Source organism: Bartonella sp. AA74HLJMH, from assembly GCF_042197045.1.
GTDB lineage: Bacteria > Pseudomonadota > Alphaproteobacteria > Rhizobiales > Rhizobiaceae > Bartonella.
In genome coordinates this window covers 59,959-76,941 of the sequence record NZ_JBHIRJ010000001.1, presented here as the reverse complement: position 1 = coordinate 76,941, position 16,983 = coordinate 59,959, and the positions used below count along the sequence as shown (strand labels likewise).

Genomic DNA, 16,983 nt, shown 5'->3' with positions numbered 1-16,983 from the left:
TTTTTGTTTAGTTCAATATAAAGAGTATAAAGCGTGAAACTGCCTGAACATCTTAACCCCAAACGTTCTTTTCAGGGACTAATATTAACTTTGCAAAATTATTGGGCACACTATGGGTGTGCAATTTTGCAACCTTACGATATGGAAGTCGGAGCTGGGACTTTTCATCCAGCAACAACATTACGCTCTCTAGGACCACGCCCTTGGAAAGTTGCTTATGTCCAACCCTCTCGACGTCCAACAGATGGCCGATATGGTAAGAATCCAAATCGTTTACAACACTATTATCAATTCCAAGTGCTTCTCAAACCCTCTCCGCTCAATCTACAAGAACTTTATATAAAGTCGCTACAAGCTATCGGGCTTGATACAAAACTGCATGATATTCGCTTTGTTGAAGATGATTGGGAAAGTCCCACTCTTGGTGCTTGGGGGCTTGGATGGGAATGTTGGTGCGATGGAATGGAAGTCTCTCAATTTACTTATTTTCAACAAGTGTGCGGCATTGAATGCACTCCTGTTTCAGGGGAACTCACATACGGTCTTGAGCGTCTAGCGATGTATATCCAAGGGGTTGATAACGTCTATGACCTTAACTTTAATGGTTTGGAGGGAGAAAACAAAATAAGTTATAGAGATATTTTTTTACAGGCAGAACAGGAATACTCATATTATAACTTCGAATTTGCTGATACAAAACTGCTCCATCAGCACTTTATCGATGCAGAACGCGAATGCAGCGCACTTCTTGATGCTGGAAAACCAAATAAAGAAAATGTATTCCATCGCTGTGTTTTTCCTGCCTATGATCAATGTATTAAAGCGAGCCATATCTTTAATCTTTTGCAAGCACGTGGCGTTATTTCTGTAACCGAACGACAAAATTACATTCTTCGCGTTCGTAATCTCGCGCGCCGTTGTGGGGAAGCCTTTTTACTCACAGAAGCTGGACAAATATATACTGGAGAAGCCTAATGTCTGATCTTCTTCTTGAACTTTTCAGTGAAGAAATCCCCGCACGTATGCAACGAAAAGCTGCTGCTGATCTTAAGAAATCTGTTACAGATCAACTTGTGAATGCTGGATTGATCTATGAAGCTGCTCGTGAATATTGGACACCTCGGCGGCTAACATTGGACATACGCGGACTTTCCACACGCTCCAAAGATGTCCATGAAGAACGCAAAGGTCCCAGTATAAAATCACCACAGCATGTAATTGATGGTTTTCTACGTGCAACAGGATTAAATGATGTTTCTGAAGCGCATATTGGACATGATGATAAAAAAGGTCATTTTTATATTGCTAAAATTGTTAAAAAAGGTCGAGCTGCAGAAGAAATTATTGCCGATATTTTACCGGATATTATCCGCAACTTTCCGTGGCCGAAATCTATGCGTTGGGGAAAAGATTCAGCACAAAGTGGTACTTTGAAGTGGATTAGACCTTTACAAAACATTCTTTGCATCTTCGGACCAGAAATTGGTGAAACACATGTTATTCCGTTTACAATTGGTTCTCTTAAAAGCAATAATTTAACTTATGGTCATCGTTTCTTAAGTGATGGAGAGCCATTTCAAGTGCGCCGCTTTGATGACTATGTTACTCAACTTGAAACCCATAAAGTCATTCTGGATGCCGAAAGACGAAAGAATATTATTTTAGCTGATGCCCAAAATCTCTGCTTTGCAAACGGTTTAGAACTGGTTCAAGATAATCCCCTCCTAGAAGAAGTTGCTGGTCTTGTTGAATGGCCTGTTATCCTGATGGGTGATTTTGACAAATCATTCCTTGATATTCCTCCAGAAATTATTCGCTTGACCATTCGAGCCAATCAAAAATGTTTTGTCACCCGCAAACAAGGAGAAAAAGTAAAACTTTCTCATCATTTTATTCTCGTTTCTAATATTCTTGCAAATGATGAAGGCAAAGAAATTTCGAAAGGAAATAGTAAGGTTGTCCGTGCCCGTCTTTCTGATGCACTTCATTTTTGGCAAACCGATCAGCATGATTTGCCTGATCTTCAACAATTGGAATCTTCTATAAAAAAATTTGAGCTTGATATAAAAAAACCTCTCGATCAAAGAATGGCGCGACTTGATCATTTGAATGTAACCTTTCATGCTAAATTAGGTACACAAGGTAAAAGAGTAGAACGCATTGCTACACTCGCACAAGAAATTGCCCCTTTGATACAAACAGATCCTCTTTTAGCAAAACGTGCAGCCATCCTTGCAAAAGCTGATTTGCAAACAGAAATTGTCGGAGAATTTCCTGAACTACAAGGTGTTATGGGGCAAAAATACGCCCTTCTTCAAGGGGAAGATCCTCGCGTAGCTGTAGCAATCGAAGACCATTATAAACCTCAAGGACCAACAGATCGTCTTCCACAAGAACCACTTGCTATAACCGTTATGCTCGCCGACAAAATTGACATGCTCGTTGGCTTTTGGCTCATTAATGAAAAACCAACGGGCTCTAAAGATCCCTATGCGTTAAGACGAGCAGCACTGGGAGTTATTAGGCTTGTACTTTCGCGAGATTGGAAAATCAATCTTATGCCACTGTTTCAGTTAGCAATGAATCTTTTCTTACAACAAAAAAATAAATATGAAATCTCTCAAAGAGAAAATTCACAATTGCAGAATCTGCTTCCAGAAAAAACAGAATATATTTTATCAGATCTGTTATTCTTTTTTCATGACCGTTTGAAAATCTATCTAAAAGAGGAAGGTGCTCGTTACGATGCCCTTGAAGCCGTTTTAAATAAAGATTCTGATGATTTTTTATTGATTGCACGTCGTGTCGAATCGCTTATCGCTTTTATCAATACCCACGATGGAATGAACTTTGTAGCCTCTGTAAAACGTACTGCCAATATTCTTGAAAATGAATTTCAAAAAAGCACAACAATAGCGAATGAAATTAATCCTGAGCTCTTTGTCGAGAAAGAAGAAAAGCAGCTCTATCATGCAATCTGTGAAGTAGAAAAACAGGTTCTTGCTCCCATCAATGCAACAAATTTATCATTTGCACTCAGTGTGCTAGCGCCACTTGGAAAATTGATTGATATATTTTTTGAAAAAGTATTGGTGAATGATAAAAAAACTGATGTTCGTGCTAACCGTCTTGCTCTTCTCAAACGCACTCACATTGTTACACAATCGGTTGCAGACTTCTCAAAACTTGTCATTTAAAATCAAAATACCCTATTAACTGATAAAAACAATGAAGATAATTTTTTCTTTTTTATGACTTTTATTAATTAATATTGAGAAAATTATGCAACCAAAGAGACTGTTCTTTATCTCTCAAATATCATTAATTAAGATATGTTTTCATTTTGATAAATGATTCTTTCTCAAGAGACTCTTTGATAAGTTCATCTGCCTTGTTAGAATCTATTTCCCTTGCAATAAGGGTACGTGCTGTAGAAATTGCCAAATCAATCGCCGATGAAGAAACCATGCGTATTGCATCCGCTTCTGCTTGGGCAATTTTTTGTTCTGCCAATTTATTGCGGTTTTTTACATATTCTTCTGCTTTTGCACGGGCCTCAGCAATAACAGATTCAACTTCATGCTTTGCTGCTGCAATAATTTCTTGCGCATCTTTTTCTGCTTCTGCATGTTTGCGTTGATATTCAGCCAATATTTCCTGTGCCTCTTCACGAAGACGCAGAGCCTCATCCAGTTCATCTTTGATACGTTTCGCGCGCGCATCAAGATGGTGTATAACCCTCTGTGGAATTTGGAAATAGACTAAAAGAGCCAAAAAAAGAACTAACCCAACAAATGCCCAAAAAGTATCAGTCATCTTTGTCTTCCTCAATAATCCGCAGTTTTAACAACTGAACGAACAGCCTCTTTGCTGATATCAACGTCAATCAATTTTTTCACAATTTCAAGAGCTACTTCTTCAGCGATAGAACCAACATTTTGCATCGCTTTATCCCGAATTTTTGCTATCTGTTTTTCAGCATCTGCGAGTTTTTTCTCTAGACTCTCTTCAATTTCTTTCCGTTCAAGCTCTGCCTTTTCTTTTAATTCTTCACTAGCTACCTGCGCTATAGCCTGCGCGTTCAAACGCGCTTCTGCTAATTTCCGCTCATAAGTTTCAACAACAATGTCTGCTTCTTGCTTCATGCGCATTGCCTGATCTAAATCAGATGCGATTCGATCTCGCCGTGTTTCAATAACACCGCCAATACGTGGTACAATTACACGGGAGATAAAAAGATAAAACAGTCCGAAAGAAATTGCCAACCAGAAAAAATGCGAACCAAAATGCACAAAATCAAAAGGCGGAAACACACGATTTGCATGCTCTGCTACCTTTTTAATATGTTCTATCGACGTTTCAGTGTTCTGTGCATAAGCGCTTGAAACAAACATCTTCTTTCATCCTTTAAATAGCTTATTAAAGCCCTCTATAACCGATGATAACTGACAAACATCTCTCTGGCATCTCTCTAGTTAAGAGCCTAAAAGGGTAAATCTTTCCTCATGCAAGAACAGATATACCCTTTTGATAATGATTAAACCCCAAAAAGAAGTAATAAAGCAATGAGCAATGAAAAAATTCCCAAAGCTTCTGTTACAGCAAAACCAAAGACGAGACGTCCAAACTGACTATCTGCTGCTGATGGATTCCGTAATGCACCAGAAAGATAGCTACCAAAAATATTACCAAGTCCTAAAGCTGTTCCAGCCATACCAAAGCAAGCAAGACCAGCGCCAATATATTTTGCTGCAAGCACCATTTCCATGTTATTCTCCTTTAAAGCGAAATTGCATTATTCGACGGAAAACCGCCAGTTCTATTAATGTCCTGGATGAATTGCATCATTAAGATACATACAAGTTAAAACCGTAAAGACGTAAGCCTGAAGAAATGCGACCAAAAACTCAAGAGCAGTAATTGCTACAGTCATAATAAGCGGTAAAATCGAACCACCCACACCTACGATTCCTACCCCAATCATTGAAACAACAAACCCAGAAAACACTTTAAGCGTAATATGACCAGCAAGCATATTCGCAAAAAGACGAAGAGAAAGACTAATTGGACGGGAGAGAAAAGAAATAACCTCAATCATTGTCACCAGAGGTAAAACCACAACAGGAACTCCACTGGGAACGAACAGTTTCAAAAAACTGACCCCATGCTTATAAAAGCCATAACCAATCACCGTCAAAATTACCACCATTGCTAACGAAAACGTGATCATGATTTGAGACGTAACCGTATAAAAATAAGGAAAGAGACCAATAAAGTTAGCAACCAAAATAAAAGTAAACAGAGAAAAAACTAAAGGAAAAAACTGCATTCCCTGCACACCAGATGATTCCCGCAGAGTCGATGCTACAAATTCATATGCCATTTCCGAAAGAGACTGCATCCGCGTTGGAACCAATCCACGACTCGATGATGAAATAAAGAGAAAAATAGAAGTTACAACAACCGTGAGAACTGTAAACAATGATACATTTGTAAACGATAAATCCATATTTCCTATGGAAATCTTAATCAGCCTTAAAACCTCAAACTGATGAATAGGATCTGGAGCGTGCGCTGTCACTTCAACCTCATTTATCGGACCTCTCATTGGCCCCTTTATTTTGTTTATCTTGGCGCAATACGCCTTTTTTTCCTAATTGACTGGAGGAAACATACCCCACAGACCGAAGAATACTCAATACACCAGCAGCAAATCCAAAGAAGAGAAAAAATACCAATCCCCAAGGCCATGAACCTGCTAACTTATCAAACCCCAACCCCAAAACAATACCAACTATAACACTTGCCAGAAACTCACTGGAAAGCTTAATTGCACCTGCCATCCTTCCTTGTGATTTTTCCCGCTTATTCCTATGCTCCCGCTTCTTTAATGCTTGCTTGCGCACTAAAGCTACGCTTAAGTTCCTACTACGACATTCCAAATCCTCTGAATGAAGACACTCTCCTTGCTTTTCCTCTTCAGCCTCCTTACGGCTCATAACGGGTTTCTCGCCCATCGCCATCATTGGCTCCTTAATTAAAAAGCAACGTAAGAATACATTTCATAAAACCGTGTGCATCATATTGTTCCCGAATTTATTCGTCAAGATACTAAAAGAAATCTATCACAAGTTATCGTATAAATTTTATTGCAGAAATAACGTATTTTTCAATTTACATGCTTTCTTAAAAAGATATTCCAAGCACCTAAACCGATTTCACGACAGCACCCGTGAATGTATAACGAAAAGTTCACGTGAATAATATAAAACTCATAGAACAACCATTTTTACGCTTAACAAAAGGTGTAAACTAATACCATTTTATTTTCCGACTCCCAATGTTATATCAGTCCTAGTTTTGAAAGAGAACATAGAAAGCTAAAAACAGTATGAGAGCGTTGGTTTTTTCCTTTTATTCGAATAAACTTGCACTTTTTATTTTATGAAAATGAAATAATCAATGGTTTCTATATGATCCTATTCGCAAAGTATTTTACATCCGCCATTACAGGCCTCATCACGAAATGAGCTTGAGGGTATTAAGAGAAGGTCCTTTAAATACAAAATATTAATAAATCCAAAATTTCAAATAGATTAAGCCAATAGAACACAATAAAATTTAAATACGATTACCATACCACTTTATACAATTTTAATCCACTTTTATGAATTTCGCTCTTTACAATTGAATATCCGTAGATTCAGCAAATATTTTTTCTTTTTATTCAGACAAACTATCGTAAGCAAAAGCGCTTATTCATAAGCTTTATTTTTATGAAACGATAATCTAATGCTGCTTTTCAAACAAGCATCATAATTACATTCCCCTACCCTCATATTGCATCTATTCTTGCACTTTAATAACCCATTAAGAGGATTATGTACTCTTTCTTAAATACTCCCTATTAAACTCTTCTCATGACATGCAAATAAATGATTATCAATAAAATTAAAACTTTAGCAAATAAAACTTTTTCTTTTATGAAAAGAACGATCATTTAAAAAACTTATTTTTAAGATTCTTAAGTATAGATTTCATTCACTTAAAAAATTAAAGAGTTATCATTTCTTCTTGGAACGTGTCGCAAAAGGATTATCAGAGGCTCGTAATGATATGCGAACGGGTATACCAGACATATCAAATGTTTCACGTAACCCATTGACAAGATAACGCAAATACGACTGAGGCATACTTTTAGGGCGCGAGCAGGAAATCATAAATCCAGGAGGACGTGTCTTAACCTGTGTGATGTATTTAACCTTAAGTCGACGTCCAGAAACCGCAGGAGGTGGATGATGTGCCACAACAGTTCCAAGCCATTGGTTCAATTTAGCCGTCGAAATGCGACGATTCCATACACGGTGCATCATCATGACATTTTCCATCAGTTTATCAATCCCTTGACCATATTGTCCTGATAAAGGAACAGCTCTCAAACCACGAACTTGAGGAAGAAATCGCGCACATTTTTCATGCAAATCAATCAATGTGGTCTGACTGTTTTCAATAAGGTCCCACTTATTGAAAGCAATAACTGGAACACGCCCTTCACGAATCACAAGATCAGCAATTTGTAAATCCTGCTTTTCAAAAGGTATCGTTGCATCAAAAACAATGACCACCACTTCTGCAAAACGAATAGCACGCAAAGTATCTGCAACAGATAGTTTTTCTAATTTTTCTTGAATTCTCGACTTTCGACGTAAACCTGCAGTATCAAAAAGTTTAATATGACGACCACGCCATTCCCAATCTACAGAAATAGAATCACGCGTGAGTCCTGCTTCTGGTCCTGTTAACAATCGCTCTTGTTTCAACATACTATTGATAAGAGTGGATTTTCCTGTATTGGGACGCCCCGCAATTGCAATCCTAATGGGCTTACTTTCATCGTAAATAAGCTCCTCTTCGTCCAAATCCTTTACATCATCACCAACAGATGCAGGTTGTATCATTCTATCTTCTTCTTTGTTGTTGCCAAAAACATGCTCTGACCCAACAGCATCTATAATTGCATCACGCAGATCACTAAGTCCCAAACCATGTTCAGCCGATATTGGGCATGGCTCCCCCAAACCTAATGACCACGCCTCATACTCTCCTCCTGTTGCCGCTCTTGACTCAGACTTATTGGCAACAAGCACAATTGGCTTTCCTGATTTGCGAACCAATGAAGAAAAATTTAAATCACTTGGTGTTATTCCGCTCTTTGCATCAAATACAAATAAAATAAGATCCGCTTCATCAATTGCAACTTTTGTATGAGAACGCATACGCCCCTCAAGTGTATGATCACCTGCTTCTTCCAGCCCAGCCGTATCAATCACATCAAAACGTAGATCTTGAAGTTTTGCCGCATGAATACGCCGATCACGTGTTACACCAGGCTTATCATCAACCAAAGCCAATTTTTGCCCAACCAAACGATTAAATAGTGTTGACTTCCCAACATTGGGACGACCAACGATAGCAATGGTAAGGCTCATCGATTTATTCCTTATTTGCCTTGCCCTCAGCTTGTATAAGCTCAAGCATCATTCGAGCCCGATCTGTTATCTTTAAACCCAAAGAACCTTCTTCAGAAATTTTCTTAAAATAATAAACCGCCTCATCCATTTTATCCGCCTTATAAGCAGCTAAGCCTAAAGCTTCTCTTGCAGACATACGCATAGGATCGGTATCACTTGCCATATCTTTAATGCGCTTTTCAACATCAGCTAATGTCCCTGTATCAACCAGAATATAAGCCGCCCGAATTTTTGCAACTTTCTGCAAAATCTGCGGTGCTTTCTCATCCGCTGCAACAGAATCAAAGATCTCCACTGACTTAATAATATCACCTTTCTCCATGAGTAAAGAAGCCTCACGTAAACGAGCAAGAAAAGGATACCCCCCAAAATGAGAGGTTTTAACAGTTTCTAATTGCTTTATCGCTTTATCAAAATCACGTGTATCCGCAAGATCAAGACTCTTTACAAATGCATCACCAATATAACCAGCTTTCTTTATTTGTGTATGATGATAAACTTGATAAGCAACTATCATGAATATAAAAAGAATAGCTGCTCCAATAATTGAAAAACCATACCGTCTCCAAAAAGCAAGCGCCTTTTCCTGACGAAATTCAGCATTCACTTCAGCAATAAAACTATCATACGACATATATCATACCTTGAAAAAAGTTACTTCACCTGTGCTTTTACGCATAAATGGATAAAGATGGTAGCCCTAATTAACTAAAAATCTTTAAATTACTCGTTTATTTATTTTAAATCAACATGTAGCCAATTCAATCAGATTTTTGCAACAGTCTTAATCGAAAATGATGTAAGCACCCTGTTTGTTCACATTACAGCTTTTACATATTATGAAAAATTCACTGCCTTAATATTTATCATGATTGCCTATCATCTCAAGCGAACTTTCTCTCCATTATATAGAGGGATAATCTTTTAAAGTCTTCAACCACAATCGTTGGTTGTATTGGATTATACAATTATAATAGAAAAACCAATTCTTGAAAAAACTTGAATAAACAGTAAATTTCCATGAATATATACTAAAACCAAATAGATAAATTTTTATCTGTATCAAAAATACCGAAGCGTCATGATGAAAGTGTGGTATAATTCCAAATCTTCAGTTAAAGCTCTCTATATAAAGTATATCCCTTCAACTTATCTTCATACGATTAACAACCTTTTATAATTGATTCTTAAAGTTTCTAAAAATATCCTATTGTAAGGGCCAAACCCACATAAGCATTGGAACAGCAATAATAACGATCAACACCGCCAATGGAGCACCTAAACGTGGATAATCACTAAAACGATATCCTCCTGGCGCCATCACGAGCATATTACTTTGATGTCCAATAGGTGTAAGAAACTCACAGCCCGCACCAATTGCAACAGCCATCAAAAAAGCTTCAGGCTTATAATGAAGGGAATGAGCAAAACTTGACGCAATTGGTGCTACCATCATCACTGTTGCTGCATTATTCAAAAATGGCGTAACCAACATAGCTGTCACCAACATAAGCGCTAAAGCACCGGATGGCGGGAAAAATATTGCCAATTGGCTCAGCCATTGACCAATGAGATCCGTACATCCTGTTTTCTCTAACGCTTCACTCACTGGAATAAGAGCCGCTAATAGCACTAATATTGGGCCATCTAATGCCTGATACAGATCACGCGCGGGCAAAACACGAAAGATCACCATTGCAGCAGCAGCAGAAAAGAAAGAAAAAGCAACTGGAACAATATGAAAAGCTGTAAAAATAATTGCTATAAATAAAACAGCTAAAGAGATGAAACCATGTCGTAAATTTCCAAACACAATATTTCGTTTTGCTAGGGGCAAGCATTTCAATTCTCTTAATAAATTTGGAATAACTGCATCCTGTCCTTGCAAAACAATCACATCTCCAAGATGGAAAATAATATCATCAAGTCTTCCCCGCACCCTTTCATGTTGACGACTTAACGCAAGCAAATTTACATTATAGCGATCAAATAAAGAAAACTCTTTCGCACTAATACCGATAAGAGGTGAATTATGGGTAATGACTGCTTCAATAATATCAATATCACTGTCCTTATCACCTGCAACAATAGTTCGCCCCTTAGAAAACTCTAAACGAGCAGAGTTCATCACGCTATCTAACCCTGTATGTGATCCTTCCAGCAAAATAATATCATTTTCAGACAAAACAAAATCTGGTAATGGTGAAATAGATACTTTGTTTCTGATGATTTGAATCACCATAACATCACCACTTGATGGCTTAACCAAATCAACAATATTTTTTCCCACAATCGGTGAATTTATTGGAATATGTACTTCTGCAACATAATTACGAATATCAATGGCATCATCAAACGATACACCTGAACGCACACGCACAGGCAAAAGCCAATAAAAACAGACCAAATATACAACACCAGCCGTCGCAACAACCGCACCAACTGGTGTAAAATCAAACATAGTAAAAGGTGTTCCTGCTAAACGTTCTTGCATCGCTGAAATAACAACATTGGGAGATGTTCCTATCTGTGTCATAAGCCCCCCCAACAAAGAACCAAAGGCCATGGGCATCAAAAAGACAGAAGGAGAAACCTGAGAACGACGTGCAAACTGAAAAGCTATCGGAAGCATAATCGCCAAAGCACCAATGTTTTTAACAAACATTGATAATACGACAACAGAAAGAACCAAAAAAGCTAATTGAAGACGCACCGATTTCACGTCTGGCCATATCCGTTGGATAATAAATTCCATTATACCAGAGCGAGATACAGCAGTACTGACAACAAACACACTCCCCACGATAATAACGATATCATTACTAAAACCGCTAAAAGCTTCCTTCGGACTGACAAGACCAAGGGCACAAGCTATTAATAAAGTACAAATAGCAACAAGATCATAACGAAATCGATCCCAAATAAAAACAACCATCATGAGACCAATGATCGAAAAAGCCATTATTTGATTTTCTGTCATAACACTTACCTCTCCCCATTAAATTATAATGAACAAGAACATATTTTTTATGTTTTAAATATTCCTATAAACAGCAGCAAGATAAAAGCAGACATCGAAATATTTTAGGATAATTTTAAAGTGATAAAAAATTATGATGCGCATAAACTTGCCTCTCCTTATTATGCGTGCTTTTCTATAAAGTGCTGAACCCAAAGAAAATTGATAAAAGTTGATAAAGCTATATTGTAAAAAAGATGAGAATAACTCTAATATAGAGAGTAGATAATTGTTGAAACTGGTACACGCTATATTTAAACCTTTGTCGTTGCTTAAAAGAATTTATCTTCACTCTCAATTCAAAGAGTGGTAAAAATGAAAGAAGAAAGAATGGTCAATCTTAATAGTGGGTATCAAAGTAACCTCAGATATTGGCTCACTTGCATTATTGGATTTGTTGCTACCTTGGCAATTATAATTGTTGGTGGATTTTATATTGCAAAACCCTATCTTGACAGTTTTGTAAGAAAAGAAATAGCCCGTCATTCCATAAAAGCCGAAACATCTGAAGTAAGCATTCTAGGTAAAATCAATTTGAAGAATGTGACATTACCTGTTCCAGCTGGTACATCACTTAAAATTGGTGCCATTTCTGCCCGTCCTCCTCTTTCCTTTATTCCCGGAACTTTTACATTTTATAATGTTGATTTAAAGCATAATAATATTCATGTGCAAATTCCCCAAATTTCTCTTCGGAATGTATCCTTAAAAGAAAAGGATAGAACGATAACATCACGTCTTTTACAATCAATGATGCGTATCGAGCTTTCCTCAATTATTGCTCCCAATATACAACTTTCTATAGAAAATAAAAATAACCGAACAGAAACGGTTGAAATCAAGAATTTCCAGCTTTCTGATTTTAGAAATAACCATATCCATTCAGTTAGTATCAAAAATATGGATCTTAAAACGGTCGTAGCAAATGGTGCCAAACAGATGCAACTTATGGCTAAAAGTGATACAATAAAAGCCCATGATATCGACATCAACTATGCCTACTCTATCATTTTTGGAAAAAACAATGCTCTCAATCAAGGTAAAACCGTTACTGGCCCCATTTCTTTGAATAATATAAGTGTCGATATTTTTGAAGAAGCAGAAAAAAACAGCTCTTTCTTCCTTGGGCAGTTTAAAACATCTGGTTTAAAGATGAAACCGCTTGAGCAAACTCCTGAAAAATTAATCAAAGCTTATCTTAATGCAAGAAAAGAGAATAATAAAATCGCTGAAAAAGTAGCACAAAATGGTCTTCTTCTAAACATACTGCTCGCCATTACCTCAGCGGATGCCAAAGTTGATAATATCACCGTTGATATACCGCAGTTGAAAGCAACGCTCGAATCATTCCAATTCAAACCAAGTTTGTGGAAACAACCTATCCCTAAAAAGCTTTTTCTTTCTCTCAATAACCTTTCCGTTTTACCTAAAAAAATGAATGAAAAAGACTTAGAGTTCTTCAAAAATCTGAACTTTGAGCGCTTTAATGTTTCAGGAAAAATTGATATTTCTTACGATGAAAAAAAACGTATGCTCTTTCTTGATACAATGTCTTTCAATATGAAAAACGTTGGATCTGGGAACATCTCGGCTAAGGTTATTGATGTTGATGAAAAGCTTTTTTCTGGTCAGAAAAATATAATGATTGCTGCGTCTCAAGACCTTGGCATCAATGAAATTGATATACAATATACGGATGCAGGTTTCATTGATAAGCTTTTTTCTTATCTTGCGCAAAATCTTAATGACAGCCAACATGATCTAAAAAAGGAACTTTATGACGATTTCTATCTAATGATGACGCAGACCCCAAAAATTCTGCTAAAAAATCATGACGAAGCAGAAAAAATTTCAAAATCCTTAGGAGAATTTGCTAAAAATCCACAAACATTGATCGTTAAAATTAAAGCAAAAGATAATAAAGGTCTCGCAATAGTTGATCTCGAATCTGCTCTACAAAATGATCTATCTAAGGCTTTAAGCAAAGTATATCTCACTATTAAAAATGAAGCGTCGCGTTAAACATTTTGTGCTTTAAACATGATGATCTTGTCTATAAATTAAGAACTTTATTCCTCTTTTTTCTTTTGTATGATACAGAAGATATCATACAAAGTCATTTATACAGAGAGTATAGAATCTAAAATTGACGATGCTTGGAGTTGTTCATGTCTGATTTATCTTCAAATCGCCTGCCTAATCGCGCTTCTCGTGTCACTAATCAAGCGCTTTCTGCTATCGAGCGTTTTCTCCATATTGAAGCTCTTAGTGGTGTTGTTCTTTTATTAGCTGCTGCTTCTGCACTTATTTTTGCCAATTCTAAATATGCTGCTTTCTATGAATCTTTTTGGCATACACCTCTTGGCTTTAATTTGGGTCATTTCACTCTTTCATGGGATTTACATTTCTGGGTTAATGATGCCCTTATGACTATTTTCTTTCTCGTCGCAGGAATGGAAATTCGACGCGAAATTCATGAAGGGGCTCTTGCCGATTTTAAACAAGCAATCTTACCAATTGTTGCTGCAATAGGGGGCGTTTGTGTTCCTGCAATTATTTACTTTATCTTCAATTTTAACGAGGGACATATCCGCGGTTGGGCTGTGCCAACAGCAACAGATATTGCCTTTGCTCTAGGTATTCTTGCTCTTCTAGGGAAAAAAATTCCTTCTAATCTTCATATTATTCTTCTATCATTAGCAATTATTGACGATATTATCGCTGTTCTTATTATTGCTTTTTTCTACTCAACAAACATTGATCCTAGCGGTTTAATGATTGCAGGAGCGGGTATTGCTTTGGTACTATTTTTTCAGTGGATCGGGCTTGCATCAGCATGGCTTTACATTTTACCTGGTGCAATCATTTGGTGGGGTTTAATGGTAACAGGCGTTCACCCATCGCTTGCTGGCGTAATCTTAGGGATGATGACTCCCGTTCTTCCTACCCGTACTCTTGTAGCGCCACTCACCATGCTCAGTAATGCTATGCAAATTCTTCAAGAAAAAAATACAAAAACAGATCTGCATCATATTTCAACAGCATTGAAAAAGATGCGCAAAGGACAACGGGCCATGATCGCCCCAGTAACACGTGTTCAAAAAGCATTGCATCCATGGGTTGCATACGGTATCATGCCAGTTTTTGCCTTCGCAAATGCAGGAGTAAGTTTTGCAAACTTTGATCTTTCTTCTGACAAATCATTCTTGATTGTTCTGGGTGTTGTCATTGGTCTTTTCATCGGTAAGCCTCTTGGTATTATCACTGCCAGTTATATAGCTGTAAAATCAGGGCTATGCCGCCTCCCCCCTCATATGACCTGGACAGGCGTTTTACTCATTGGTTTTTTAGCAGGAATTGGCTTTACAATGTCTATTTTTGTTTCAATGCTCGCTTTTAAAGATATTATTCTGCTTGATGCGGCAAAAATTGGGGTCCTTTGTGGCTCAGGTTTATCTGCCCTTATCGGTCTGGGATATGGATTTATTTATATTAAGCGCAATAAAGGAATTTCTCATAGTTCCTAACAAACTAACTGAAAATACATTTTTATGCAGAACTTTTAAAAAGCGATTTCGCTCATTTGTTGGGTTCGGACGATATTTAATGTAAAAGCTGTTGTCTCGCCTCATCTTTACACTTATGAAGGAGAAAACTAACATCATCATACTATTTACGAGCCTCTAATGTTACAACACCTTTGACTCTTAAGAAGACTTATAAGAGATATTTTTATTCCTTTCTTCAATATTCTTTTACTCATACACCAGCTCCACTCATGATATGTACAGAAATAATTTTAATTGTTTCAATATAAAAGGCTTCGTGGTTTCAGAAAAGCTGCCTTTCGTCGGGACTATTATTTACTATAAAGAAAAAAATAATTATTATAAATCAATATCTTATGTTTAATCATACGAAACAGATAAGAATAAGCAAAATTCAATAATCAGTTAAGTAATTCCATGGTTTATTTTTTTCCAATAAACCACCCTCCTCGTTACTGATTTTATTGCGGTATTCTAAATAACTTTAATTTTTATCTTCTTAAAAGCACATTATTTTTGGATAAAAAATATTTGATTTATCATTATAAATCTTGAATGGAGTCTAGATATCGTATGATTTCCTCATTTCAAATCTGTACATGATGAATCAATCAAGACTATTCTCTTACACGTCACAAGCCGAGGAGAAGTATGGATTATTTGAAGAAAGAAATAAGAATGCTTCATCATATCCATATAAGCGCTGTTCAACAGGAAAACTAAAAATTAAATGATGACGACCAGCTGACACCTTTGATCTAAGTAAAGGAGATGGTGGTCCCCAATAAACTTTACGTTACGCCATCCACAGGCGCCATAATGTGGGGGCTTGGGGAGAGAGATATTTCTTCAAAACAAGCGCGTAAATTGGCACTATAATAGCGTTTTTTTTTACGTGAAAGGCATATACGATTTAAATAACGCAATAAACAAAAATGTGAACCAATGTGTAATATCCATTATTTAAAAGATATTGCTGTCAATACCTTTGAAAATTGTAAAGCAGAATTAAAAGGAAGTTGTAAAATGGAAGTTGGTTTTCACTTTTATGGCTTCATCTCACCCAATTAGGTTTTATCTCCATTTCAGAAATTACCCCACCAGGTATACGCAACATCCTTATTCCTATCTGGTATACAAAAACAGGAGTTGCTCGTAGGCCCCTTATCCGTCTCAATATACCATCAAATATGCATCTGCACTGACATTAGATATTGATACAGGTAACAAAAAACAAAAGATTTATTTGGAATAACAACGTCATAACATCACTACTAGATTGACAATGGAGTGGAAAAATATTCCCGTTTTTTATCATCGACACATCGCTTGTCTCACTCCATGAAAGAATTAAACTTGAAGCATGCTTCCATAGGGAGCACTCTAGTTTACGTAATTAACTCGCGGAAAAAAAGAAAACCCTAGTCATTTAGGCTATTCTAAAACATATGATTGGTGGAAAAATAGAGCATGTATATCGTTGTTCTCCCCTTTTCCCGCTCTTATTTGATATTTATTTTCTTTTTGTTTAAAGAGCTCACTCTATATTTCTTGATACCATAAAATACTCTTCATAGATAATTTAAAAAGCAATATTTCCCAGACTTTCGAATTTATACAACGCCATATAAAATACAAGAAGAGTAAAATAATATGGCTATATTTCTCACAAGAAGAGCTTTACTTACAAAGACCACCATTTGCAAAATATGTAAACATGATAAGAAACTAGCACAATATACTGCAAAAACGAAAGAATGTATTTCATGTGTGATTGGCAGTATGACACAGAAAATACTTATAATAGAGTAGTTAAGGGAAGAAAGTTAACCTAAAAAACATATGGAGGTATCAAAAACTTTGAAAATCTTAATCATAATTCAAA

At 36.7% G+C, this 16,983-nt stretch carries 12 protein-coding genes; 4 read left to right on the top strand and 8 right to left on the bottom strand.

The genetic code is table 11. The features are described 5' to 3' along the window. Nucleotides 1–33 precede the first annotated feature (33 nt). Together ACFINH_RS00305 and glyS are read left to right on the top strand one after the other, a co-directional pair. Nucleotides 34–975: a glycine--tRNA ligase subunit alpha gene (locus ACFINH_RS00305; RefSeq protein WP_375621090.1), complete on the top strand. Its 942-nt coding sequence runs from the start codon at nt 34–36 to the stop codon at nt 973–975. Then, nucleotides 975–3,197 carry a glycine--tRNA ligase subunit beta gene (glyS, locus tag ACFINH_RS00300; protein WP_375631563.1) on the top strand — a complete coding sequence of 741 codons (2,223 nt, stop codon included), beginning with the start codon at nt 975–977 and terminating at the stop codon, nt 3,195–3,197. Before ACFINH_RS00305 ends, glyS begins: the two co-directional genes overlap by 1 nt. Before the next feature lie 124 nt (nt 3,198–3,321). Here the strand turns inward: glyS and ACFINH_RS00295 are convergent, their stop codons facing one another. The 8 genes from ACFINH_RS00295 to ACFINH_RS00260 all read right to left on the bottom strand — a co-directional run bounded on the left by ACFINH_RS00295 (nt 3,322) and on the right by ACFINH_RS00260 (nt 11,511). Next, the gene (locus tag ACFINH_RS00295) at nt 3,322–3,816 is read right to left on the bottom strand and encodes a F0F1 ATP synthase subunit B (protein ID WP_375612090.1); all 495 of its coding nucleotides are present in this window, start codon (nt 3,814–3,816) and stop codon (nt 3,322–3,324) included. Nucleotides 3,817–3,827: 11 nt separating this feature from the next. Next, a complete protein-coding gene (locus tag ACFINH_RS00290; protein ID WP_273790398.1) occupies nt 3,828–4,394 on the bottom strand; it encodes a F0F1 ATP synthase subunit B in 567 nt (188 codons plus the stop codon). Nucleotides 4,395–4,537: 143 nt separating this feature from the next. After that, entirely contained in the window at nt 4,538–4,768 is a 231-nt protein-coding gene (locus tag ACFINH_RS00285) for a F0F1 ATP synthase subunit C (protein WP_005773968.1), read from the bottom strand. A 54-nt stretch (nt 4,769–4,822) separates the two neighbouring features. Then, a complete protein-coding gene (locus ACFINH_RS00280; protein ID WP_375612111.1) occupies nt 4,823–5,581 on the bottom strand; it encodes a F0F1 ATP synthase subunit A in 759 nt (252 codons plus the stop codon). 7 nt (nt 5,582–5,588) lie between these two features. After that, complete coding sequence (locus ACFINH_RS00275) at nt 5,589–6,023, bottom strand: AtpZ/AtpI family protein (protein WP_375631561.1); 435 nt, start codon at nt 6,021–6,023, stop codon at nt 5,589–5,591. A 1,041-nt stretch (nt 6,024–7,064) separates the two neighbouring features. Beyond that, nucleotides 7,065–8,489, bottom strand: coding sequence for a ribosome biogenesis GTPase Der (gene der, locus ACFINH_RS00270; RefSeq protein WP_375631559.1), 1,425 nt, complete (start codon nt 8,487–8,489; stop codon nt 7,065–7,067). A 4-nt stretch (nt 8,490–8,493) separates the two neighbouring features. Further along, on the bottom strand, nt 8,494–9,165 hold the full coding sequence (locus ACFINH_RS00265; protein WP_375631557.1) for a tetratricopeptide repeat protein: 672 nt from the start codon (nt 9,163–9,165) through the stop codon (nt 8,494–8,496). Nucleotides 9,166–9,738: 573 nt separating this feature from the next. Then, nucleotides 9,739–11,511, bottom strand: coding sequence for an SLC13 family permease (locus ACFINH_RS00260; protein ID WP_375631555.1), 1,773 nt, complete (start codon nt 11,509–11,511; stop codon nt 9,739–9,741). Nucleotides 11,512–11,865: 354 nt separating this feature from the next. Between ACFINH_RS00260 and ACFINH_RS00255 the strand changes: the two genes are divergently transcribed. Beyond that, nucleotides 11,866–13,572: a hypothetical protein gene (locus ACFINH_RS00255; protein WP_375631552.1), complete on the top strand. Its 1,707-nt coding sequence runs from the start codon at nt 11,866–11,868 to the stop codon at nt 13,570–13,572. 146 nt (nt 13,573–13,718) lie between these two features. Continuing rightward, nucleotides 13,719–15,077 carry a Na+/H+ antiporter NhaA gene (nhaA, locus tag ACFINH_RS00250; protein ID WP_375618444.1) on the top strand — a complete coding sequence of 453 codons (1,359 nt, stop codon included), beginning with the start codon at nt 13,719–13,721 and terminating at the stop codon, nt 15,075–15,077. Nucleotides 15,078–16,983 lie beyond the last annotated feature (1,906 nt).